At 43.5% G+C, this 21,895-nt stretch carries 25 protein-coding genes; 5 read left to right on the top strand and 20 right to left on the bottom strand.

What is annotated here, in order from left to right:
- The first annotated feature begins 115 nt into the window (after positions 1-115).
- The gene (locus ADU23_RS23330) at positions 116-664 is read left to right on the top strand and encodes a TetR/AcrR family transcriptional regulator (protein WP_053375935.1); all 549 of its coding nucleotides are present in this window, start codon (positions 116-118) and stop codon (positions 662-664) included.
- A gap of 129 nt (positions 665-793) precedes the next feature.
- Complete coding sequence (locus ADU23_RS23325) at positions 794-2,716, top strand: AraC family transcriptional regulator (protein ID WP_053375934.1); 1,923 nt, start codon at positions 794-796, stop codon at positions 2,714-2,716.
- Between the two features lie 99 nt (positions 2,717-2,815).
- Here the strand turns inward: ADU23_RS23325 and ADU23_RS23320 are convergent, their stop codons facing one another.
- From ADU23_RS23320 to ADU23_RS23300, 4 genes are all read right to left on the bottom strand, one after another.
- Positions 2,816-2,998 carry a CsbD family protein gene (locus ADU23_RS23320; protein WP_053377793.1) on the bottom strand — a complete coding sequence of 61 codons (183 nt, stop codon included), beginning with the start codon at positions 2,996-2,998 and terminating at the stop codon, positions 2,816-2,818.
- A 288-nt stretch (positions 2,999-3,286) separates the two neighbouring features.
- A complete protein-coding gene (locus ADU23_RS23310; protein ID WP_063846089.1) occupies positions 3,287-4,390 on the bottom strand; it encodes a GerAB/ArcD/ProY family transporter in 1,104 nt (367 codons plus the stop codon).
- 5 nt (positions 4,391-4,395) lie between these two features.
- Complete coding sequence (locus tag ADU23_RS23305; RefSeq protein ID WP_231637634.1) at positions 4,396-5,571, bottom strand: Ger(x)C family spore germination protein; 1,176 nt, start codon at positions 5,569-5,571, stop codon at positions 4,396-4,398.
- A 42-nt stretch (positions 5,572-5,613) separates the two neighbouring features.
- Entirely contained in the window at positions 5,614-7,086 is a 1,473-nt protein-coding gene (locus ADU23_RS23300; protein WP_063846084.1) for a spore germination protein, read from the bottom strand.
- A gap of 211 nt (positions 7,087-7,297) precedes the next feature.
- On the opposite strand from ADU23_RS23300, the gene ADU23_RS23295 reads away from it, so the two are divergent.
- Complete coding sequence (locus ADU23_RS23295; RefSeq protein ID WP_053375930.1) at positions 7,298-7,822, top strand: superoxide dismutase family protein; 525 nt, start codon at positions 7,298-7,300, stop codon at positions 7,820-7,822.
- 77 nt (positions 7,823-7,899) lie between these two features.
- On the opposite strand, the gene ADU23_RS23290 is transcribed toward ADU23_RS23295, so the two are convergent.
- The 7 genes from ADU23_RS23290 to ADU23_RS23260 form a co-directional block, all read right to left on the bottom strand.
- The gene (locus ADU23_RS23290) at positions 7,900-9,261 is read right to left on the bottom strand and encodes a HAMP domain-containing sensor histidine kinase (RefSeq protein ID WP_053375929.1); all 1,362 of its coding nucleotides are present in this window, start codon (positions 9,259-9,261) and stop codon (positions 7,900-7,902) included.
- Positions 9,258-9,962, bottom strand: coding sequence for a response regulator transcription factor (locus ADU23_RS23285; RefSeq protein WP_053375928.1), 705 nt, complete (start codon positions 9,960-9,962; stop codon positions 9,258-9,260). The genes ADU23_RS23290 and ADU23_RS23285 overlap by 4 nt, the downstream gene beginning before the upstream one ends.
- 123 nt (positions 9,963-10,085) lie before the next feature.
- Positions 10,086-10,565: a PepSY domain-containing protein gene (locus tag ADU23_RS23280; RefSeq protein WP_053375927.1), complete on the bottom strand. Its 480-nt coding sequence runs from the start codon at positions 10,563-10,565 to the stop codon at positions 10,086-10,088.
- 117 nt (positions 10,566-10,682) lie between these two features.
- Positions 10,683-11,339 (bottom strand): phosphatase PAP2 family protein, encoded by a 657-nt coding sequence (locus ADU23_RS23275; protein WP_053375926.1) that lies wholly within the window; start codon positions 11,337-11,339, stop codon positions 10,683-10,685.
- 263 nt (positions 11,340-11,602) lie between these two features.
- A complete protein-coding gene (locus ADU23_RS23270; RefSeq protein WP_053375925.1) occupies positions 11,603-12,337 on the bottom strand; it encodes a DUF3105 domain-containing protein in 735 nt (244 codons plus the stop codon).
- A gap of 57 nt (positions 12,338-12,394) precedes the next feature.
- Positions 12,395-13,252 carry a M56 family metallopeptidase gene (locus tag ADU23_RS23265; protein WP_053375924.1) on the bottom strand — a complete coding sequence of 286 codons (858 nt, stop codon included), beginning with the start codon at positions 13,250-13,252 and terminating at the stop codon, positions 12,395-12,397.
- Positions 13,249-13,668, bottom strand: coding sequence for a BlaI/MecI/CopY family transcriptional regulator (locus ADU23_RS23260; RefSeq protein WP_053375923.1), 420 nt, complete (start codon positions 13,666-13,668; stop codon positions 13,249-13,251). Before ADU23_RS23260 ends, ADU23_RS23265 begins: the two co-directional genes overlap by 4 nt.
- Before the next feature lie 132 nt (positions 13,669-13,800).
- Between ADU23_RS23260 and ADU23_RS33310 the strand changes: the two genes are divergently transcribed.
- Entirely contained in the window at positions 13,801-13,941 is a 141-nt protein-coding gene (locus ADU23_RS33310; RefSeq protein WP_197286102.1) for a hypothetical protein, read from the top strand.
- A gap of 107 nt (positions 13,942-14,048) precedes the next feature.
- On the opposite strand, the gene ADU23_RS23255 is transcribed toward ADU23_RS33310, so the two are convergent.
- Positions 14,049-14,780, bottom strand: a complete 732-nt coding sequence (locus tag ADU23_RS23255) for a YheC/YheD family protein (protein ID WP_053377791.1) — start codon at positions 14,778-14,780, stop codon at positions 14,049-14,051.
- A gap of 233 nt (positions 14,781-15,013) precedes the next feature.
- Between ADU23_RS23255 and ADU23_RS23250 the strand changes: the two genes are divergently transcribed.
- Entirely contained in the window at positions 15,014-15,691 is a 678-nt protein-coding gene (locus ADU23_RS23250; RefSeq protein ID WP_053375922.1) for a succinylglutamate desuccinylase/aspartoacylase domain-containing protein, read from the top strand.
- A gap of 71 nt (positions 15,692-15,762) precedes the next feature.
- On the opposite strand, the gene ADU23_RS23245 is transcribed toward ADU23_RS23250, so the two are convergent.
- The 8 genes from ADU23_RS23245 to ADU23_RS23210 form a co-directional block, all read right to left on the bottom strand.
- Entirely contained in the window at positions 15,763-16,275 is a 513-nt protein-coding gene (locus ADU23_RS23245; RefSeq protein WP_053375921.1) for an acyl-CoA thioesterase, read from the bottom strand.
- Positions 16,276-16,278: 3 nt separating this feature from the next.
- Positions 16,279-17,244, bottom strand: coding sequence for a nucleoside hydrolase (locus ADU23_RS23240; RefSeq protein WP_053375920.1), 966 nt, complete (start codon positions 17,242-17,244; stop codon positions 16,279-16,281).
- A 102-nt stretch (positions 17,245-17,346) separates the two neighbouring features.
- A complete protein-coding gene (locus ADU23_RS23235) occupies positions 17,347-17,811 on the bottom strand; it encodes an SRPBCC family protein (protein ID WP_269433124.1) in 465 nt (154 codons plus the stop codon).
- Positions 17,812-17,841: 30 nt separating this feature from the next.
- The gene (locus tag ADU23_RS23230) at positions 17,842-18,633 is read right to left on the bottom strand and encodes an inositol monophosphatase family protein (protein WP_053377790.1); all 792 of its coding nucleotides are present in this window, start codon (positions 18,631-18,633) and stop codon (positions 17,842-17,844) included.
- 42 nt (positions 18,634-18,675) lie between these two features.
- Positions 18,676-19,353, bottom strand: a complete 678-nt coding sequence (locus ADU23_RS23225) for a hypothetical protein (protein WP_063846083.1) — start codon at positions 19,351-19,353, stop codon at positions 18,676-18,678.
- Between the two features lie 14 nt (positions 19,354-19,367).
- Positions 19,368-19,727: a glyoxalase superfamily protein gene (locus tag ADU23_RS23220; protein WP_231637513.1), complete on the bottom strand. Its 360-nt coding sequence runs from the start codon at positions 19,725-19,727 to the stop codon at positions 19,368-19,370.
- Positions 19,728-19,871: 144 nt separating this feature from the next.
- Entirely contained in the window at positions 19,872-20,840 is a 969-nt protein-coding gene (locus ADU23_RS23215; protein ID WP_053377788.1) for an iron-hydroxamate ABC transporter substrate-binding protein, read from the bottom strand.
- 544 nt (positions 20,841-21,384) lie between these two features.
- Positions 21,385-21,894, bottom strand: coding sequence for a GNAT family N-acetyltransferase (locus ADU23_RS23210; RefSeq protein ID WP_053375918.1), 510 nt, complete (start codon positions 21,892-21,894; stop codon positions 21,385-21,387).
- Position 21,895: the final 1 nt, after the last annotated feature.

Here is a 21,895-nt window from a genome sequence, read left to right as displayed (position 1 = left end):
CTATAATTATAAACAGCCATAGAAATCATGCAATTGTTAGATGAGCGAGATTTGTTAATTAATGAACGAATGTTTAATCATTGTTTATTATCTTCAGAAAGTCTGGTGACCTCCGATGTCTAAAGTGGATCGAAGAATACTCAAAACGCAAGAAGCGTTAAAGAAAGCCATTATTGAACTGATGTCTGAAAAAAACTTTGACGACATTACCATACGGGATCTTTCTGACAGGGCAAACGTTAGCCGAGGAACGATCTATCTTCATTACTTAGATAAGTATGATTTGCTGGATAAGCTTATAGAAACACACATCAACGAGCTCCGAGATAGGTGTGAAGCGGCAGCTGATATGGATTTTATTAACGGCTCACTGATTTGGACCGAATACTTCGAAAGCAATTATTCATTCTTTTCGATGATGTTGGCGAGCAAAGGCGCCCCTTTCTTTCGAAGGCGATTCCTTGACTTTCTTCACGAAGAGTTTATGGATGAGGTGAATATCACCAAAGGAATAAACCAGGGATTAAATAAAACGGTTATCGTTAGGTTTGTTGCATCAGCTTATGTAGGGGTTGTGGAATGGTGGTTCACAAATGATAAGCCTATTCCACATCAGGAATTAGCAGAACAATTGGGGATCTTGTTAGAGCGGAATTGCAACTAGAACGCATGGTTTGCTTGCCTAATAGCCGTGCATCAATAAATAGCTGCTACTAGTGAGAATAGATATCATCTATAATCGTAAACATACCGAATTTCAATAAGCGCGGATGAAGAAAGCAGGTCTCAAGAGATGGAAATACACGATCATATTGTGTTATGGAACCATGCTTACTGCAAAATAATAGATATTCGTCACGTGATTATTCGACCGAATGAATCCTTGTATCCATACCCCGTTCCTGCCAGTATCTTTCTGATGTCTGTACGCGGAAGCGCACAGTTAAAGCTGGATGGCATAGAGCACAACGTAAGGCACTTTAAGATCTTTCATACCGGCAAAGGAGCCGTGCTGGACATTTGTGCCGGCCAAGAGGGATTTGAGTATTATGTCATTTATTATAAAGCCAATATTCCATTGCCTGCCGGGCAGGAAATAATGACGCTCATGGATCGCGTCCGCCCCTTTCACATTCAGTACGGTTTTATGCCAGCATTCCCCGTAGCTTTGTATGGCTATTTAACAGAGATGTATAAGGACTGGGAGAAAACAGACCCGATCAGCCGGCTGCGCGTGAAAGCTCTGCTTCACCAATTTGTCTATGAGCTGATGAATCAGATGCAGCTACAGGGCATACGCTCGGACAAGCGTGATTTGGCTGCCCAGATTATCTCTATTATTAATCATCGTTATGCGGAACCCATCACATTGGAGTCACTATCGGAAAGCTTGAATTACAGCGTCCCCCATTTATCTTCCTATTTCAAAAGCCGTACTGGACTTAGCCCCATCGATTACTTAATCAAGATCAGAATGGACAAGGCAGCAGAGCTGCTGCTCGAAACCGATGCCACTTTGAAGGAAATCGCTGCAGGTGTCGGTTATCAGGACCCTTATTATTTGGGAAGATTGTTCAAAAAACACAATGGCCTTTCACCATCACACTATAGAACAGAACATTCAGCCAAACGCCGGCTAGAAGATAATCCTTCCATAAGCATGAGATCCTCCATTGTTTCCCGGAAACCGCTCCGTTATACTGATGTCGGTGATAATCATTATCAATCTGACGGAGAGGAAGTACCTACCATGTTTAATGAAGCCAAACCGCCTATGGCGGTGGCATTGCTTTTAAGCTTTATGCTTTTGTTAAGTGCTTGCGGCGCGGCGGGAAACGCGGCAGAGTCGACCCATACGCCGGTGGAGACGGAACCTGTTTCCAGCGAGCAGCAGACTAAAATTATATCTACCATTGCCGGAGATATCGAGGTTCCTACGCATCCGAAACGGGTTGTTGCAGGAGAGTATTTGGGCAGCTTGATCGCACTTGGAGTCATACCCGTCGGAACATCCAACCATCATATTCAGAATCCCTATTTCAATGATGCCCTGAAAGGCGTAGAGGACATTGGGGATGGGAACGGCAATATTGAGAAAATTTTGGAGATGGAGCCCGATCTTATTATCATGGATGATACTTATGCCGAAATGAACGAGCAGCTGCCCAAAATCGCCCCTACGGTGATCGTTCCCTTTGCATCGCTAAAAACCGTTCATGATGAGCTTACCTATTTCGGCAAACTGCTTGGCAAAGAACAAGAAGCAGAGATATGGCTGGCCGATTATGACCGACGCATTGCCGAAGCCAAAGTAAAAGTCTTAAAGGCCATACCGGCAGACAGCACGTTCTCTGTTATGGAACTGATGGAAAAAAACATTTCTGCGGTGGGTTCCAACTATGGCAAAGGCGGTCAAGCGGTTTACGGAGGGTTTGGCTTCAAACCGCCGGCTGAAGTAGACTTGGAGATGAAAGACCCTGGTTGGGCATCCATATCTGCTGAGACATTGCCAAAATATGCGGGAGATTACATCATTCTGACTACCGATTCGCATACAATGGAAGATCTCAAAGCAGATCCGATTTGGAATTCACTTGATGCCGTCAAGAACGACAGAGTGTACATTTGGGGACCAGAACGTTCATGGTACTGGGATCCGATTGCCATACTCACCCAGACGGAGGAATTAGCAGAGTGGTTGACTGGCCTTAAATAAATGAGAAAAACGCCATGCTGCAGAGCTGCAGTCATGGCGTTTTTTACTTAGCTTAAGCGTTGCAATTCTTTTGATTCGAGATATCGTATCATCTATCCGCTACTTGCCGATTTTATCTTTTAGTTCCCCTAATTTCTCCTGCGCAGTGCCTTTGAGCTTATCCAGCTTGCCTTCGGCCTGCAGATGCTTATCATCAGTCACTTTTCCGTATCTGTCCTTTACTTCGCCTTTTGCCTGGTTTGCCATGCCTTTTACCTTATCCTCTAGTCCATTGGTTTTCATGGTTACCATCTCCTCTTTCGTTGTATGCTCATACTTACCACCAAGCCGATATTTTGAAACAGGACGGCCTGTATGAAAACATTTCAAGCTATAACCCCACCCAATCAAGCATCCACCCAATCAACTTATTGGGGTTAAACGTATGGTCGAGCATAATATCAATCCAAAGCATAAATGAAAGAAGCGACAACACAACGAATACGCTTACTTCCTTCATAGGTTTTTTTCTTGACACAAAAAATAGAATAGCGCCTGCAAAGGCAATGAAAAAAAGAAGAATAAAACCGATCATGGCGATAATTCCTTTCCTTTCTGCCGTTGCTTGTGAATCCATGTCAAGATAAGGAGCAACAGGGGCAATACGATGCTAAACAAACAGGAATACGGAAAAATATATCTGCGGTCCCAGTCAATATTAGCTACGACGTTATCATTAAGTGAGATTGCTAATCCCGAGACAAGAAGAACCAATGGGATAGCTATCCATGTTCTGTCCTTTAATTGAAACAATTGGCATATGCCTTCCACTGCGCAAAAATAAGCAATACACAGCTTTAAAAAAATCCATATCAACCACACAATTACGATAGTGGATTCCAAATGCTCAATAAATTCCGCGATCCGAAGCTCTTTTACGATGGTGTACAGCGGATACAGGAGATGCGAGCTGCGTGCCGCTCCCATAACGCCGATTGTAACAAATACGATTCCGCATAATAGTAGCGTCACTGTGATGAGACCCAAAAGCAGGCTGGTCTTAAACCTTGATTTGACATACGGCGCTAGCATCAGAATTGTAATTGTCTCTAGATAAGGGAAACCGATCACCGGTGCTGAGTCTTTCATCAGCTTGATCAAATTGCTTTGAAACATAGGCAGCAAGCGATCTCCGTGCCATTCATTAAGAGCCGCGATATAAATCACAAATAATACGAGCAAAATAAACGGCGTAAGCAATTCACTCGTTCGAGCGATTGTCTCAATGCCTCTAATCGCGGCATAACAAGCGATGAGCAAAAACATAACATGAAATACGGTTATCGGGGTATGCGGCATAAGAATCGTTTTCATAAAATCACCAAGATTCCGAGTGACCCAGCTTGCGGTTTGTATGAAATACCAAATATAGACGATCGCAATCAATCCTCCGACCGGCTTGCCCGCTACCTTCAAGCTGATCTGTATAATACTTAATTTCGGATTAGCATTCGCCAATAAAATCCATATACACGCCACCAAAACGGCAAATGCCCCCGCCACTAACGGGATGATCCATCCATCTTGTTTGGTAGAGGCAATCATGCTGCCCGGACGAATAAAAAAAGCAGTTCCTAATGCATAATTTACAGTCAGCAAAAAAAACTGCCAGCCGCTAATCCGTTCTTTTCCCATCATCATCACCTTGTTTTATAAGGATCTATCGTATTTCCGAAGGTTTGGATGACAAAATGTACAGAAACAGCAAGCTTTGTTTCTTTCCATAACGCTTTGTCAGCTTTTTCCTTCTTCCAAAGGTTCCCCCGCTTATGGGCATTTAATTCTTCTATGGCCAAAAGATCCCAATCTTTAGCCTTCCCTCTCTCATATAAGCGATTGGCTTTTTCCTTTACCTGTTTGGCTAGCTGCGCTTTAATCGCGTTTAAGTTATCTTCTGTTAATCTATCTTCCTGTGTATTTCCTTCGATATGAACCTTGGCTTTAATCTGTATGGTCAGAACAGGATGCCCCGAGCTTTTTGCTAATTGCTTGCGCACGGCAATATCCTTCAACCACAGTTCAACTTCACCATCATCAATCGCGACTGATTGGTGAAGCATCATAATCTGTCCATTCAGCAAATTGTACAAGGGCATCTCTGAAGATGTTAGTTTTCCGATCATTATCCCTTTTTTAAATATAGCTCCTCCTTTTAGATAAAAGCTGCCTTCATTCGCATTAATATTCTCATATCTTTTCGTCGACGGACTTCCTTGCGGGGTGGATATGCTTATAATTGGCAATACGGTAAGCACAGAGGTCTCCAGATTTTCGATAATATCTTTTACGCGAGAGCGGTAGCTTGCTTCTCCAGATTCCACAGACTGATTCTGAATAATTTTGCGCACATTATTGCCCGGCATCCGCTCCAAGGTCGTGTAGGTTTTCATGAAATTGGAAAGAGGGGAATCCGTAACAAGCAAATTGATCGTGGACTGCCGATCCTGCTGCTTTTCCATGAAATTAAGCTGGTCTAAAATTCCTTTTCTCGCTGCTCTCTCCGTTATTACCATCGCTTCGGAGTGGTCAAAAAACGGACGCTTTGGAATGCTGTCAAGCAGCTTGGAGGGGATCTCCATCGAATGCTTCGAGCTTACTCGGAACGTATATACCGGGGCATTAATCCCTGATACTTTTTGTGCAGCTATTCCCGCAGGATTAACGATATGATAATAAAAGGTGCTCCCTTCCTTCTCCGGCTCGATGTCCATCCCGATAAAGTTCACGATCGCCAACTCGTTAACCTCCACTAAATCCCAGCATGCAGTTAAGCAGAAGCAAATGGCCAAGCTGCAACATAATTTACCTTTCCACATTAACTTGTTGGCATTCATGCGTGTCACCTTTCGTTTTCGTGGTTAAAATCGGTTTTTCCGCCTCGTTCGGTTCATACGCGGATAGGTTTTGAGTTTCGAGCGCGGCACCCGCATCAGTACGTCCTTCCAGTCCGAAATTATGGTAGGTGCAATTGGAGCAAGAAACGGAATTCCGAATGACTTCAAGGAAGCGAAATGGACAATCGTAAACAATGCCCCGCATAATATGCCGAACAAGCCCAAGAAGCTCGCCAGCACCATATACGAATACTGCAAGAATCGTTGAGATAGGCCAAAATTATAATTGGGGGCTACGAAGCCCGCGATTGCGGTAACTGCAACGACGATAACCATTGCCGCAGAGACAAGCCCTGCCTGAACGGCGGCTTCCCCTAAAACAAGCGCTCCTACGATCGAAATCGCTTGACCAGCAATTCGGGGCATACGCAATCCCGCTTCGCGTAAAATTTCGAAAATGCCCGCCATCAAAAATGCCTCTACAAAGGATGGAAACGGGACGCCTTCTCGCTGCGCCGCAATGCTAACCAAAAGGGATGGCGGAAGCAGACCTTGCTGGAAGGTCGTAACCGCGATATAAAGCGCAGGCACAAATATCGCTAATAAAAAAGAAATAAATCTGATCCATAGCATAAAGGTAGCAATATCCGTTCGCTGATAGTAGTCCTCAGGCGACGAAAAAAATTGAAAAAAGGTAACGGGCCCAATCAATGCCAGCGGGCTGCCATCCACCAATACGATAATCCTTCCCTCCAATAAATGGGAAGCCGTTACGTCAGGTCTTTCTGATTTCATCATGAGCGGTATCGGAATAAACGTTTTGTCCGCGATCAAATCCTCAATATAGGAGGTATCCAATATGCTGTCTGTTTCGATTGATTTAATTCTGCTGCGAAATTCATGAACGATATCAATCGGCGCAAGCTCCTCTAGATATACGATAACGACTCTTGTCTCCGTTTTTGTCCCAATGATCAATTGCTCGAACCGCAAATCGGTTGAGCGGATTCTTTTGCGCAATAGACCGATACTCGTTGCCAAGTCTTCGTTATATGCCTCGTGCGGTCCCCGAACGGTCGCTTCCGTCTCTGGTTTATCAATTGCACGATGATAGGACATTGCTACATCGAGCTGGAGAATTTCTGCAGAGCCATGAATAATAAGCAAACACTTGCCGTCCAAAAGCCCTTCCAAACATGCGCTTAGATCAACAATGCTTGTGGAAGATGCGATAGGAATTTTATATTTTAAATACGCAATGGTGTCCATTTCTTGATCTGCCGCTGCGATGCCTTCCGATATAAAACGAAGAATGATGTCCTCGATTTTATTTTTATCCACCAGCGTTTCAATAAACAAACAATGACCCTGAATATGAGGATGATTCGCGAATTCATGATAAGTAAGATCAGGCGGATTTCCTAAAGCATTTATGATGGCTTCAGTAGAAAAATCTTCAAAGGAGATCTTGTCCACTTGATCGGTATCCTTCTTCATGTACATGCCTCTCCTTCAATGGATTTTTTTTGAATTATTCCCATTCGACTCACATGCAATACTAGAAGCACATTTCCGTTTTGCTAAAGACACCCCCCCTTCTCCAAATATGGATCAAGGCAAATTAATATTCCTTGCATAAAAATGATTCGAATGTAAAAAATAGGGTTTAGAAGAAAATTACCTAAAATAGAAAATCAGGAGGAACGAGATGAAAAAGACGATCCTATTTGCTTGTTTGATCTTATCAGCCCTAGCAATCGGAACAGCAATGACCCCTTCGAATTCCAATGCGTTAACGGTCAAAATCATTAATGGCGAAGGCAAAGAAATTGGTACCGCAGAGCTTACGCAGAAAAAGAATAAAGTGTTTATTCAGGTTGAAGCCGAAAATTTGGCTCCCGGCACGCATGGCATACATATTCATGCAGTTGGCAAATGCGATGTTCCTGATTTTACGACAGCAGGGGCTCATTTTAACCCACAAAACAAACAGCACGGCTTCCATAACCCAAAAGGTTTCCATGACGGTGATTTGCCTAATATCGAAGTTGGCGTAGACGGAAAAGTAAAAGCGATGCTCACAAGTGAAACCGTCACATTAGCTCGCGGACAATCCAATTCCTTGTTTCAGCCTGAGGGTACCTCCTTGGTCATTCATGAAAAAGCGGATGATTATGTAACGGACCCTTCCGGCAACTCGGGAAATCGTATAGCATGCGCGGTAATCAAATAAGTAAATCCTTGGCGCATGGGCAATATGTATAAAACGCAGAAAAAAGACTTGAGAGGCATCATCTCTCAAGTCTTTTTTCATTGTTTGATGTTATTTCGCGGTAGGCGAACGATCATCTCTGTACCGACCCCTTCTTCGCTCTCCGCAATTATTTTCCCGTTATGCTCCATTACAATTGTTTTGGCAATTGGCAACCCTAAGCCCGTTCCTCCGGTTGCCCGTTGACGTGCATGATCTACTCTATAAAAACGTTCGAAGATAAGATCAAGCGATTCCCAAGGAATGCCAATCCCTAAATCTTTAACACGAATTTCAATCTCCGTGCTCATTAAGGTTATAGTCAGCTCTATTCTTTCTTTGCTGTATTTCAGTGCATTATCCAATAAAATTAGAATCAACTGCTTGATCTTCAAGTAATCTGCTGCGATTGTGGGATCATCGCCATTCGTTTGAATCATTATTGCACGCCTATGCAATTTGCTAAGAAGAGAGGCAGATTCCATACAGCATTCAACGAGATTGAATGTCTCGAGCTTTAGCTTCGAATCATGCTCCGAAGAGGCGAGCAACAATAGCTGCTCCGTCATTTTCCTCATCCTTTTGGATTCCTCATAAATGGATTCAATCGCTTCTCTCTGAATGCTCTCGTCTTTCATTCCCCAGCGGCGAAGCATGTTGGCATACCCTTCTACAATCGTTAAAGTCGTATTCAATTCATGTGAGGCGTCAGAAACAAACTGCTGCTGTTTAATGAAGCTTCCTTCAAGACGGCTAATCATCCGATTGAAGGTTTCTGACATTTGATTGATTTCATCATTAGAATGAGTGGTTAGCGGTATTTTTTTGAAGGATAAGCTGCTTTCAATCTCCCGCATCGTATTTATGCTATTGGATATCGGTTTAACAATGGTTTTTGCTAATAACGCTCCCCCAAGAAAGCTCAGCAGCACAGCTCCGCCAGATGTAAGGAGTAAAATAATGATAAGTATATCAATGCTTTTATCCAGCCCCTCCATGCCCTGTATCATTTCAAAAGTGCCTATAACCTTAGCATTCTCCACGATAGGGACGCGCACGATTATGATCTTCCGTTCAGAATCTTCACTTAGCAAAGCTGTTTTCCGTTCGCTGAACTGCGCTTGCGGCAGAACCATCCTCTCTTCATTATAGAGCTCAGCTACAAGCTCTGATTTTGAATTAATAATCCTTATCGTTGAGTCATCAGTCAAATACATCCTTAACTGCTGTTCTCCTTCATTGTTAATCAATGAAGTAGGGCCAATTTTTTCAATCATTTGTTCCGCTTTGTTTTGAAGTGAATTCATTTCATTTTGCGTGGCTATTTTAATAAACGAGAAATATACGCTTAAATCTACGGCTAACAAAATAAAGATAACTAAAACCGAAGTTAACAACATGATTTTGTTTTTAAGTTTCATGCGTCCTCCTCGCGAATGCAATAACCTACTCCACGTATCGTTTGGATCAACTTCAGGTCGAAGTCATGATCAACCTTTTTGCGCACATACCGGATATACACATCAACTATATTGGTTTCACCTACAAAATCATATCCCCAGACATTCTCAATAATTTGCTCCCGTTCCAAAACGATGTTCTTATTTTCCAACAAAAATAAGAGAAGCTCATATTCCTTAGGGGTCAGCTCAAGGTGACGGCCTGCCCTAATCACTTTTCGGCTTTTTTTATTTATAGAAAGGTCAGCGACCTGAATTTTCCCTGTTAGATCAGCATTGCCAGTCGTGCTTTCTTCCGTTCGGCTTCGCATATTTGCTCGCATCCTGGCCAATAACTCTTCAATTTCAAACGGCTTCGTCATGTAATCATTGGCACCTAGATCGAGCCCGCTTACTTTGTCAGGTGTAGCATTTCTAGCTGTCAGCATAATAACAGGCGTAATCGCATCCACATTCCTAAATCTTCTTAATACTTCTATTCCTGTCATTTCAGGGATCATCACGTCCAAAAGAATCAGATCCCATGCTTGCGATAACGCTTTATCCAGTGCTTCTCTGCCATTTGTCGCTATCTCCGTCGTGTATCCTTCAAAGTTTAACTCGAGCTGAAGTAATCTTGCTATTTTTTCCTCATCTTCAACGATCAATACGCGCTTTTCCACTAATGCCGCCCCTTCCCAAAAACACATATCATTGTTCCTAGTAAGTTATCATGTAGTTGAGATTAACTTTATTTTATAAAAATAAGACCTAAGCAAAGCCTGCTTAGGTCTTATTCAAATGATTTAGTCGTTCTCGGCAATTATTGTACCCAAGTCGGCATCAATATTAATTTCCTGCTCTTTTCCAGCTGTATCTTTGATTGTTATATTATAAACAAGTTTTCCGTTCTCACTCTCTAACTTCACTTGTTTAACTTCGCCTGCTGTTTGTTGCTTTGCTATCTCAATACTTTGCTCTTCCGTAATTTTCACTGCTTTTGCCGCTTCAGCAGACACTGCAGAGTCAGTGCCATTCTGACCTTCTAGATCGTCATTTACCTCAGCATCGTTATCATTCTGACCTTCTTGATCATCGTTTACTTCAGCATCGTTGTCATTTTGTCCGTTTTGGTCATCATTTACTTCAGCATCATTGTCCTGCTGAGACTGATCTGTAATCGCTGCAGGCGATTCTGCTTTGGCAGACGGCAGAAGCGCAGCACCTGCCAATCCACCTCCGATGAGAGCAGCCGCAAGGGCAAACGACATAAGCTTTTTATTCATTATCTGTTCCTCCTAATGGTTTTTTTGTTACAAAACCAATTGTATAGAACACGTCTGAGATTACTGGGTGATTTAGATTAAAAAATCATGAGAGAACGATTAATTATAAAATGGCTGTTATGCCCTAACTTTTATCTTGCGTTGCCGTCTCTCGAGTATGTATTGATATAAACCGATCGAAGCAGCCAGCCATGTGCCGCTTGCTAAATATCCGCCAACGATATCGCTTGGGTAATGAACGCCTAAATAGATGCGGCTAATCCCGATAGCAAGTATTAAGATAGACCCCACTGCAATAAGTGCAACGCGCGCATACACGTTTGGGATGTGCTTCCATAGAAGGAACGTGATTATTCCATAGAACGTGAAGGCGGCCATTGAATGCCCACTCGGGAAACTATATCCATTCACTTCGATAATCCGATGCAGAGTTGGCCTTAACCGATGAAAGATCGACTTTAACACGCTATTCAACAAAGCCGATCCGATAAGGACACCTCCATAAAAGAGAAGCAATCTTCGTTCATGCAATTTTATTAATACAACCAGCATAGCGATAGCGAGTACAGACACAATAACGCCAGATCCGATAAAGGTAAATAGTTTCATTAAAGCAGTAAGGCCAGCAGATTCTGCGCCTTGAATCTTACTAATGATCATTCGATCAAAGTTGTCAATTCGCTTATCGCCAACCCAAATCGCAATCAAGGCAAATCCAATTGCGCCAATTAAACTCAACAAAAATGCACGGGAAAAAACGAATGAAAAATTCATACCATAGCACGCTCCATTGTCTATTCTTTAATTTGATCCCCAAATATATGTATTTATATTTATATTAGTTTGGCAACATAGGCAAAAGTTTATTCGGCATTAATCACTCCTGAGATAATACATTGTTCGTATTAATTAATCTACATCCTCATCGCAACTTTTTGTTGTTTTTTATAGAGTAGAGCAATATATACGAAAAAAAAGCTCGGTTTCAGGAAAACTCTTTCCCAGTATACCAAGCTTTTCTGTATATAGATCTTCTTTTACATTGTTCCGCCTCCGCGGCGAATGGAAGCTGGAATCTTTTCAGGGCCTTCGTTGATATATTTATAAATAAAGGTAGCGATTTTTTGGTCATCATAGTCGCTTAGCCCCATCGTTTTCGTCCAAGCCGTTACAACCACGTCTTTGTCAGCTGGAATATCTCCATTCGGAACAGCCAAAATTCCCGCTCCCGCTTCTCTAAAATTCACAAAATAGTTAAGCTGCTCGATGATTTTGGGATCGGCGTCCGCATGGTAATAAATAATAATGTCGCCGTGCTCCAAATTATGAACAAGCATTTCATAAGACGGCATTTCCTTATAGAAACCAAATTTCAAATCATGCGGGCTATGTGTGCCTGACGTAGGAATCTTCATCTCATACTTAACCGGCTCATCCGAATGTTCCGCACCGTAATATTTGTCATCCGTTACTTCGATCGCTGCTTCTACATTCAAGCTGTTCATATCATATTCCTTGCCCAAGTCTTTGGCAAAATGAATGATTGCAACGATAACTGACAAGCTAAGCAGCAAATGTGCAGCTACTCGCATTTTTTTCGTTTTTTGCTTAATAGCAGCTTTTTGATCCTTTTTCAAACGACTTGTATTTTCCTTATTCCATTTGGCGGCATACCAATAGCTCATGATCGCTAACAACAAAATAATACCCGCCGTATATAACAAAAAATAAGAAGATCCTGATTGCTGATGCAAACCCATATGCTCATTCATAAACTCATTTACACGCTCCTCTGCACTACTTTATGTAGTGTTCGTTTTCAAAAAAGATTAAGTGATTGCCATAACAATCATGCCCATAAACAGCAGCAAGACATAAATAGAAATCACGATGGAGGTCTTACCCAGCCTTACAGGAATGTCATGGCCAGGATCGACTAATTGCTGCAATCTATAATTTACGACACCGTCTGTAAAATAAACCAAGACAGGCGTAGGATTATCGCTAAAGCCTTTTTTGATTAGCTTAAGCAATGCGCTGCCAAGGCCGAGCTCCGAGCCCGTCTTCTTAATGGCATATTCATCGGCAAGCAGCTCACTCATCAGCTTATAGTTATGGTACGTCCATTTGGTGATCGGAATAAACCAGAGCGATTGCGAAATGAGCTGAAGCATAAATATTTTCAACGAATCATGGTGGCTTTGATGAAAGGATTCGTGCTCTATAACGGCTTCCAGCTCACTGTGATCCAACATTTCAATTAGCTCACTTGAAAGCACGACGAGCGGTCTTCTGAATCCAACGGTAAACGCCATTGCTTGATTATGATCGATGACAATAATATTCTGATTCATTGGCTTGAATTGTTGAATGACCCTAGCGGTCAAGTTGATGTTCCGTAGCGACATCAGTCTAGTTTTAAATCGTCTAGATAGAACAAACTGCTGCGTAATCTTAATGAGCGTAATCAATATCGCGTACGCAACGAGGGAGTTCAAAAACGTAATAACGATAAAGTAATATAGCGTATTTTCCCTAAACAAGCTTATGCAAAACTTAAAGAAGTTCACTTTCACATTGACGCCAAAAATGAGATGGGCGATATACATCCCCATCTGACTCCATACTAGCAGCGCAATGAATAGACTAAGCGCCAACACCAATGAGGACTTGCGCTGCCATCTCATGTTTGATTATCCTTTTTGAGCTGCTGAATTTTATGCTCCAGCTTCTCAAGCAAGGATTGGTCAACATCCTTTAGCGCATCAATCATATGGGTAATGACAACGCCGCCAAACTCATCCAGAAGGTTCTCTGTTAATTTCTTTGACTGCTGCTCAATAAAATCCGCTTTTGATTCAGTAGGACGAAATAACGAAAGTCTGCCTTGCAGCCTTTTTTCCAAAATGCCCTTTTCTAACAATCGATTCATGACGGTCATGACCGTGTTAAAATTGACCGGCTTCTCCTTTTCCAAACGGAGCTGCACGTCCTTAATGCTCAACTCCTCCGCAGCCCAGAGTATGTCCATAATTTTGGCCTCCAAGGAACCGAAAAATCGATTTAAGCCTACTTCGCCATATTTAAAATTTTTAATATCCATGGACCGCTCCTTCCACTACATATTATAGTGTAGCACAAATGGCATTTCAAGAGGATACATCTGCCTGCAAATGTCTCATTCGAATGAAATGGGCATATTCTGCTCACTCTATAGGAGCTGGAGGTGATAACAATGACAGGAAGAAACAACAAGCCAGATAATGATGGTCCAGCAGCAAGCCCCTCTCGTCTCGATCAATTTGGCGACAAGCTTAGCCGCAATGCTGAAGAAACGCCCAAGAAAACTAACAATAACAATGGCAAAAGCTGCTAACATGCAGCGAAGGCAGCCCGTTACTAGCGGGCTGCCTTCCATTTTACAAATCAAGAACGTTTGTTCCCCACATGCATTTTGAGCATTTTCGTCCATAATAACATCGATCAGCGCTTCGCATATCTCTTTTGATACCTACAAATCTTCTTATATACCGACTTATCTCTTAATGACTTGAATCCATAGATTGCAGGACGAGTATTTACTTCAATAATCCATAATTTGAGCTTCCGATCCACCCCAACATCCATACCGATTTCGTTTAGTGATTTAAAGGTTCTGTTCAGTTGGTAGGCTGTTTGCAAACCCAAGCGTCTGAGCTTCTGTTTAAACGCCTTCATATCGTCAACCCTTGACTCCAGCAGCATTTCTACGGGCTTTGAAGTGCCGCCTTTGCAGACGTTGGTCACGATCTTGGCATGATGGCCTATTCGACCAATCTCGCCTGTCGGCTCCCATTTTCCTTTTACGTTTTTCTGCACCATAACTCTTAGATCAATTGAACGACCCTTATATTTCAATAAATGAATGCCGCGCTGGATCAGGTATGAGCGGTCCTTCGTTCTTCGGGATATGCTTTTAGCCAGGCTCCTGAAGCTAGTGAACTTTCGTGTAGTGGTCAACAGCTGGTATTTATAGCCTTCCGTTAATTTCTCGACTCGCATAACGCCGCTTCCGCCCGTCCCTGTATTTGGCTTGACGTAAACCATACTGTAGCTATCGAGCATCGCTTTAAGCGTAAGGTTGCTGTATCTTTTAGTCATCGGTACGTTCCCTCTAAGCTTCTTATCTTGCAGTAACGATTCGGTCTTTTTCCACTTGCTCGCTACACTTCCCATACTCTCCACTACCTTTCGATCTATTTCCGGTCCAATCATCCCTATAATATACGTCGCTTCGTTACTCTTGGATTGTGCTAATATGCTAATGTCTCCTATGGCTATCCGATTATTTCATATACTGTACCGGCTAAACGCCCTAAATGATGGGAATGGCATATCTTGTAGGTACCTGTCCGTTACTATCCCTCGGTTTAGATCATATTGTGGATAATGTTGGAGGTGATCTCAATATGCATATAACCAGGCATCGATTAGCGAAAAACACAAAATACGAGACGCCCTATTATATTGTCCGGGGTGACTTGCAAGGGAATACGGTAATGGTAACTGCAGGCGTGCATGGGAGCGAGAGAGGAAGCATCTATGGGGCGAATCAGCTTTTGAACCAATTACAAATGCGGACACTCTTAATCAAAAGAGGGGTTCTCATTATTGTTCCTATTGTCAATCAACAGGCTTACAAAACACGCAGCCGGGGAAAGCCTGATTTGAATCGAACGTTTCCGCGCGCGCATAATCGTACTGCCAGGCATCCGCTTTCGGCCGCGTTATTTCAATTAGCGAAGCAATTTCAGCCTAGCTGGTATCTTGATCTTCATGAGGCAGACGGTTTATTCAAACTAAATCCGCGCTCTCTTGGCCAGACCCTCATCACGAATCCCAAGAGTGAGGCGATTCCGGCCGTAAGGCGTGTCGTCGGCCATATGAATCGTTCTATTACGCTAGAAAAAAGAAAGTTTTCTACGCGGCTTCATCAATTGCCTGGTTCCGGCCGCACCGCTGCCCATCTCTACTTAAAGGCAAAAGCTGTGACGGTAGAGACATCTATCGGTTTGCCTATTGCCGATCGCGTCAAATACCAAGTGAAAATTCTAAATCAATTTTTGAATGAGCTAAAATTAAAATAAGCAACATCTGGCATAACCAAAAGACCGCAAGGGCAGCAGCTGCCGTTGCGGTCTTCTATTTTCGAAAAAAATTAGTCCCAAGGATGCTTTACCGTCAAAAAACCGGCGAACTTCTTACTCTCGTCTCTTCTAATCTTGCGCATTTCAGCCCGGTGGGGTGCAGTCTCGAACAGCTTGATCTCCTCTTCCGTCTCAGGAACGACAGTTGGCACGGGAATCGGCTTGCGGTTCTCATCAAGCGCAACAAAGGTTAAGAAAGAAGTTGCCGCAACCCTGCGCTCGCCGCTGAGCAAATCTTCCTTTATGACCTTAACAAATACCTCTACTGAAGTACGGCCTGTCCACGTAACGAACGATTCAAGGCAAACCGAATCGGAAGGCCGTATGGGATGAAGGAAGTCGACAGAATCCGTTGAGGCAGTCACGACGGAGCGCCTGCAATGCTTGGTTGCTGCAATCGAAGCGATATCGTCGATATAAGCCATCAGTTTGCCGCCGAACAACGTATTGTGGTTGTTAACGTCCGGTGGAAATACCCTTGCCGTTTTGTAGCATTTGGATTCGCGTGAATACCTTTGTTCCATCGACTATTGTTCCCCTTTAGTAAAAACGGATAATAGCTGCGCGATGGCTTTCTCCCGATCTACCTCTAAGCAGAAATCAACTGGGCGGCCGACGGTTGAGCGCACTCTACGGTCAGTAATGATCATCCCTGCCGTATAACCTGTTCCGCAGTCGATTACCGCGTTCATCGATTCGATACGCACGAGTGACGGGTTAATAGCTACAATGACAGCTAACGGGTCATGCATCGCGCATTCGCCGTCAAAATGATTGGAGAATGCATAGAAATCAAAGTATGGCTCTAATGCGACATTTAGAAAATCTAATATCTCTTGCTTATCTTCGGCAATCTCGCGTGACAAATAGGCCATATGCTTCTTCGTTAGCCTTGTCTGCTGGGTCACATCAAGACCAACTATCGTAATCGGAAGCTTCGATTCAAATACGAGTGCAGCGGCTTCCGGATCGCCATAAAAATTAGCTTCGCTTACGGGCGTAATGTTGCCTGGCACGAATACGCTGCCTCCCATAATAACGACCTTCTTGAATTTGTTTTCAATCGACGGATCAAGCTGCAAAGCGAGTGCCAAGTTCGTTTGCCGGCCAACGGTAACTAAAGTAAGCTCACCGGGGCTTTCATTCACTTTTCGAACGATGAACTGCGCCGCCGTTTCCTCTAATAGCTGCTGAGGAGATGCCGGCAAAACCGCATCACCTATTCCGTTATGACCATGGATATGGTGTACGGCTCCTGGGAATACACGGCTAAGTGGGCCTGAAGCACCTTTGGCTACCGGAACTTCATAGCCACAATTGGCGACTTGAATGACGCGCAGCGTATTTTCAGTCGCTTGTTCCACGTCAATGTTCCCGAATCCCGTCGTAATTCCCTCTACTTTGATCTCAGGAGACAACAGGGCGTATAAAATGGCTAAGGCGTCATCAATGCCTGTATCTACGTCAAGCAGCATTCTGTTTATGTTCGACATCTCATAACTCCTCCTTCTACTAACGTTCATTGTAATCAATTCATGAGGCAAAAACCAAGCTTATTGAAAAAAATAGAGATAGGAAAAGAAGTCCATTGCAAGCTAAGCTTCAGCTAGTAGCTTTAACTGTTCGTTCCGATGCTCCAAAAACTTAGTCATATAAGACTTCAAAACGAGCCGCTCGGCGATCCACCCTAACCATCCAAGCGGAGCCTCGAACCGCAGCGTATCTGTCATGAGCGTGCCTTCTCCGTGCCTCTCAAACATGTGAACATGCCTCAAGTACTTGAATGCGCCTTTTTGCGTTTCATCAACAAATAAATAGGGAGCGTTAAAATCCGTTATTTTCGAAGTAAGCCGTTGTCTTATCCCAAAGTGCGTCGCTTCAAACGTAACCAGCTCACCCGCCCCGATACAGCCTGTCGTGACTCCTGCTACCGCCTGCTCGCGCGTATGCTTCCAAACCGTTCTCGTATGGACGTCAATGTCGCGCGCCAGATCAAAGCAGCGTTCAATCGGTGCCTTAATCATGATGCTCGTCGTTACTTCTACCAAACCATTCACCACTCTTTTTGTCTACCGCATAACGGTCCTAAACTATAGTAAGCCTTCTTTGACAAGGTTTATAAAATAATTCTGATGCTCGGGATGGCATGCGATCAAATATGGCTGTCCATTCATGCCAGCAAATGGTTTGCCGTAAAAATCAACGATAATGCCTCCCGCTTCCTTCGCCATAAGGAGGCCTGAATACAAATCCTCGCCTTCCGAGTTATATACGATAATCGCGTCCAAATCGCCTCTGGCCAACATCGTCCATTGCAGCGTTGGCGCCCAAAGCCGCATCATTCTTTTCGTACTTACGTCTATGTAATGCCTAAGCTTTACCGCTTGAGGTTCATTTTGAACCGCATGCCCCTGAATCCAGCCTACTCTAGCTTTCTTAAAGGCTTTTGCTTCGCCCATACGAACCGGCTTCGTATTGCATGAAGTGCCTTCATTCTCGCTTGAAACATATAATCGGTCCGTCATCGGCTCGTAGATAACCGCTAGCACAGGTTTTGTCTCATAAATAAGCGTTATCGATATGCCAAACAAGGGCAGCCCAATCGCAAAATTATTTGTTCCATCAAGCGGATCAACCAGCCACATCCACTCGCTTTGAACGTCATTTTCGCCAAATTCCTCTGAACGAATCTTATGACCTGGGAATACGCGCCTAATTTTATTCAAAATAACAGCTTCAGCCAAATGATCCACTTCCGTTACGATATCGCCGTGATCATCCTTCTCCTCATAATGATCCAGATCGCCAAATCGCTCACGTGTGAGCCGTCCCGCTTCATACGCCGCGGCTATCGCCACTTCCCTAGCGCTATTCATCGTCATTTGATCCAATTGATTTGCCCCCCCGCACTCCATTTAACCTTGTCAATCCTGCCTCGACGCAAGCTTTTCTCTGATTCTCCGTTTATAGAGCAGCCAAGTTTTCATAATCGATTCCTCGCTGCGATGACTAGACACCTCTTCTATGAAAGGAAAGTCTTCTGCCGATACCGCTAGTTTATAACGAGGCGCAACCGTCTCTCTACTTATCCATTCGTCAAAATATACGAAGCCGCTACTTGATCTGGCAAACGATTCCTTTGGCAGAAAATATACCGTTCCGCTTGTCCAAGGGGAATTATTCATCGTCGCTTCAGTCAGCGAGAAAAAATAGAAGCGATTCACGTTCTTTTTGACCCGAATGCATCCGTTGCGAAAATTCCCATGCAGCTTGCTCCGATTAAACACCGCATAAAAGATCGGCCAAATAGCATCCGATGTAGCAAATACAGCTTCCACATATTTACCGTTATAAAGCGTCTGGCGCCTCGTTTCAAATCGGTCGATCGCAGTATGGTTGGAACCATGAACGAGCATAGCTTTATGCTCAGTCATATAGGCGATGAACCTATACTTAGGATAAGGGCAGTCGTACTCGATCGCTCCCGCTTCCGGGTTTGTCTGCGCGAGCAGACGCTCATACGCCGCAGCCTCATGGGAATCAATGAGGATGGGCGGTTTTTCCATAAAATATTTTCGCAAAAAGAATGAAATGAATCCCATATCTAGTTGCTCCTTTATATATCTGTATAAAAATGGAGACGATTGCCGGACGGATCGGTGATGCTCACTTGGTTCCATTCGTCATCAAAGCCCGGCCGTGCGAATTTATATTTTTTACTTAGCAAGTGCTGCTGCAATCCTTTGGCATTCTCTACCTGTATGCGTACGGCGGAGCCTGGCGAACAATCACCGTAATGCTCGGATAAATGGATGATGCAGTCGCCGTTCGATATTTGCATATAAAGTGGTGCGTCTGGATCAAAGCGATGCTCCCAATCACATTTGAATTCTAAAAAATCGAAATAAAACTCTTTTGCTTTCGATTCATCAAAAAAACGAAGGATCGGCACCGTACGCTTCATATGAAAAGTCATCGTTTCTCACATCCCTCTCCAGTGTTATATCCATCTGATTATACATCCATTTCTGGCGGCACGGAAGGCTGCGGAAAGGAAAAAGGACGATACCCTTTTGCGATCATCGCATCCAGATACAGCCCTTTGTTCATCTTTACACTATTATTTTACGACACTCTTAAGCACGTCATCGATAATTTGCGAGTTAGCAATGGCACCTGAATATAACCAAGCCGTCGTATTTGGGAATTCGTAAACCTTGCCGTTTTTAACTGCAGGAATCGCTTGCCAGATCGGATCCTTCAATGCCTCCGAGCCGGAGTCAATATCACTGTTGATGAGGAAAATATGATCCGCGTCCATCTCAGCCAGCTTCTCAAGAGAAATGGCGTTCCAGTTGCCTGTTCCCACAGCAGAAATTTCTTTCACGACTTCTGGTACAGCAAGGCCGAGGTCATTGTAGAGGACAGAGCCGCTTGACAATTTGTCGCTAACGACGAAGAAGCTTTTTTGAACCAGCCAAATCGCTGTTGCAGATTCGCCTTTTGCTACGCCTTGTAGTTTTTCTTTTGCTTCCTTTGCTTTCAATTCATAGGCATCGAGTACTTTTTGAGCCTCATCGCTCTTTCCTAGAACTTCGCCTACTTTTAAAAGCGATTTGCGCCAGTCAGCGTTGATTTCATCGCCCAGCGTGTAAGTAGGAGCGATCTTCGAGTATTGTGCATATTTATCGCCCTCAACCGCACTATTTCCACCCATAATAATTAGATCAGGGTTAAAGCTAGTCACCGCTTCAAACGGAAGATCATAAGCAATCGTTGGAATGCCTTCAAGCGAATCTTTCAAATAATCTTGTGTTCCGTTTTGTACGGACCACTGTGCAACCGGCTTAACACCCAAAGCAACTAGATGATCTTCCAAATAAGAAGCAAGGATACGCTGCGGGTTTGCAGGAATCGTTACTTCGTTTCCAAGCGCATCCTTTAATTTATGCTCGGTAGATGCTTCTGTAGCAGTCGGCGCCTCAGTTGCAGCAGGTTCGTTGTTACTGTTGCTTCCACAAGCAGCAAGCCAAAGCGACATCACCATCAGACTCATTATTACCAGTATGAATTTTTTCTTATTGCGCATAAACACGATAGTTCCCCCTGTATGACTGTTTTTTTGTTGAAGTGAATCTCATCCACCTCAAAGACAACTAATGATAACAATTATCATTTTCATTGTCAATGGCGGTTTAATAAATTACACCACATTACATAATCACGAGGGAACTCGGCTTTAATATTCAGCTTTCTCAAATAACCGGATTAGCCAACGAGAAGTATCCTCCACAAACTGCCGAACAAATTCCTCAGTTAGATAAGACGGTTCTATGCGGGGTTCTTTCGTCGTATCGTTAAACCAGTGCAGCCTCCTCAGCCATAATCCGTGTCCATATTGTATAAGCCGCGCTCATTTTCAATCTGTTCATAAGAGATTTTGCTTTTGAAATCCCGGCATACGGTATGCTGGCGGAGAAGTTCGCTAATGACGTGGGATGAATCGCATCGGGAGAGATGCTTCCGAGTAGGAAATCAGCGATTGCCAGTGAAGTAAAGTTGCGTAGGTACAGCGCCTGAATGTATTGGCCGCAGCCGAGTGTACTTAGCGGGCAATGGCTGCCTCAATATAATTAAACTAGCTCATCCCAGCCAAAAGCTAATTCCTTCAATATGTCATTGCCGATTTGGATATCCTTCTCAGCAAAAATCTTGCCTCCCAAACTGGAATAGAAGGCTTTCGCCGAATTATCAGCTAATACCCATAACATACACGAATGATAGTTGTGCAGCTTCAAATGATTGATCAATGTGGAAAATAAAACTTTTCCATAACCTTGTCCTTGGTATTCTTTGAGCAAGTATATCGAATAAACTTCACTGTCAAAGTTGTATTGCTCGCTTCTGCATTTTCCGCCGTGTGTAAAGCCGACTATCGCTCCATCGTCATTTTCGACTACAATCACTGCATGATCCGGCTTCGGATTTTGAAATACCCCAATCCAGTTATTCAAACGACTCTCCACGCTTAGATTGTTCAAATAATCATCCGAGATGATTCCCTTGTAGGTGGTCTGCCAACTCGCAACGTGAACTTGAGCGATACTCGTTACATCTTCAATCGTTCCCATACGGATCTTCATG

Origin of the sequence: Paenibacillus sp. FJAT-27812 (assembly GCF_001273905.1) — a bacterium.
Lineage (GTDB): Bacteria > Bacillota > Bacilli > Paenibacillales > Paenibacillaceae > Pristimantibacillus.
Note: the sequence above shows the minus strand (reverse complement) of the source record. Positions and strands in the feature narration are given on the sequence as shown.

What these genes read in the sequence shown, in the direction of transcription:
- ADU23_RS23320 (WP_053377793.1), bottom strand. Translation starts at nt 2,998, where the DNA reads ATGAAAACCAATGGACTAGAGGATAAGGTAAAAGGCATGGCAAACCAG.
- ADU23_RS23280 (WP_053375927.1), bottom strand. Translation starts at nt 10,565, where the DNA reads ATGAATAAAAAGCTTATGTCGTTTGCCCTTGCGGCTGCTCTCATCGGA.
- ADU23_RS23295 (WP_053375930.1), top strand. Translation starts at nt 7,298, where the DNA reads ATGAAAAAGACGATCCTATTTGCTTGTTTGATCTTATCAGCCCTAGCA.
- ADU23_RS23325 (WP_053375934.1), top strand. Translation starts at nt 794, where the DNA reads ATGGAAATACACGATCATATTGTGTTATGGAACCATGCTTACTGCAAA.
- ADU23_RS23245 (WP_053375921.1), bottom strand. Translation starts at nt 16,275, where the DNA reads ATGGAACAAAGGTATTCACGCGAATCCAAATGCTACAAAACGGCAAGG.
- ADU23_RS23215 (WP_053377788.1), bottom strand. Translation starts at nt 20,840, where the DNA reads ATGCGCAATAAGAAAAAATTCATACTGGTAATAATGAGTCTGATGGTG.
- ADU23_RS23255 (WP_053377791.1), bottom strand. Translation starts at nt 14,780, where the DNA reads ATGGGAAGTGTAGCGAGCAAGTGGAAAAAGACCGAATCGTTACTGCAA.
- ADU23_RS23260 (WP_053375923.1), bottom strand. Translation starts at nt 13,668, where the DNA reads ATGGATATTAAAAATTTTAAATATGGCGAAGTAGGCTTAAATCGATTT.
- ADU23_RS23225 (WP_063846083.1), bottom strand. Translation starts at nt 19,353, where the DNA reads ATGGGATTCATTTCATTCTTTTTGCGAAAATATTTTATGGAAAAACCG.
- ADU23_RS23305 (WP_231637634.1), bottom strand. Translation starts at nt 5,571, where the DNA reads ATGTGGAAAGGTAAATTATGTTGCAGCTTGGCCATTTGCTTCTGCTTA.
- ADU23_RS23240 (WP_053375920.1), bottom strand. Translation starts at nt 17,244, where the DNA reads ATGTCGAACATAAACAGAATGCTGCTTGACGTAGATACAGGCATTGAT.
- ADU23_RS23265 (WP_053375924.1), bottom strand. Translation starts at nt 13,252, where the DNA reads ATGAGATGGCAGCGCAAGTCCTCATTGGTGTTGGCGCTTAGTCTATTC.
- ADU23_RS23250 (WP_053375922.1), top strand. Translation starts at nt 15,014, where the DNA reads ATGCATATAACCAGGCATCGATTAGCGAAAAACACAAAATACGAGACG.
- ADU23_RS23330 (WP_053375935.1), top strand. Translation starts at nt 116, where the DNA reads ATGTCTAAAGTGGATCGAAGAATACTCAAAACGCAAGAAGCGTTAAAG.
- ADU23_RS23275 (WP_053375926.1), bottom strand. Translation starts at nt 11,339, where the DNA reads ATGAATTTTTCATTCGTTTTTTCCCGTGCATTTTTGTTGAGTTTAATT.
- ADU23_RS23220 (WP_231637513.1), bottom strand. Translation starts at nt 19,727, where the DNA reads ATGACTTTTCATATGAAGCGTACGGTGCCGATCCTTCGTTTTTTTGAT.
- ADU23_RS33310 (WP_197286102.1), top strand. Translation starts at nt 13,801, where the DNA reads ATGACAGGAAGAAACAACAAGCCAGATAATGATGGTCCAGCAGCAAGC.
- ADU23_RS23290 (WP_053375929.1), bottom strand. Translation starts at nt 9,261, where the DNA reads ATGAAACTTAAAAACAAAATCATGTTGTTAACTTCGGTTTTAGTTATC.
- ADU23_RS23300 (WP_063846084.1), bottom strand. Translation starts at nt 7,086, where the DNA reads ATGAAGAAGGATACCGATCAAGTGGACAAGATCTCCTTTGAAGATTTT.
- ADU23_RS23230 (WP_053377790.1), bottom strand. Translation starts at nt 18,633, where the DNA reads ATGACGATGAATAGCGCTAGGGAAGTGGCGATAGCCGCGGCGTATGAA.
- ADU23_RS23270 (WP_053375925.1), bottom strand. Translation starts at nt 12,337, where the DNA reads ATGAATGAGCATATGGGTTTGCATCAGCAATCAGGATCTTCTTATTTT.
- ADU23_RS23310 (WP_063846089.1), bottom strand. Translation starts at nt 4,390, where the DNA reads ATGGGAAAAGAACGGATTAGCGGCTGGCAGTTTTTTTTGCTGACTGTA.
- ADU23_RS23210 (WP_053375918.1), bottom strand. Translation starts at nt 21,894, where the DNA reads ATGAAGATCCGTATGGGAACGATTGAAGATGTAACGAGTATCGCTCAA.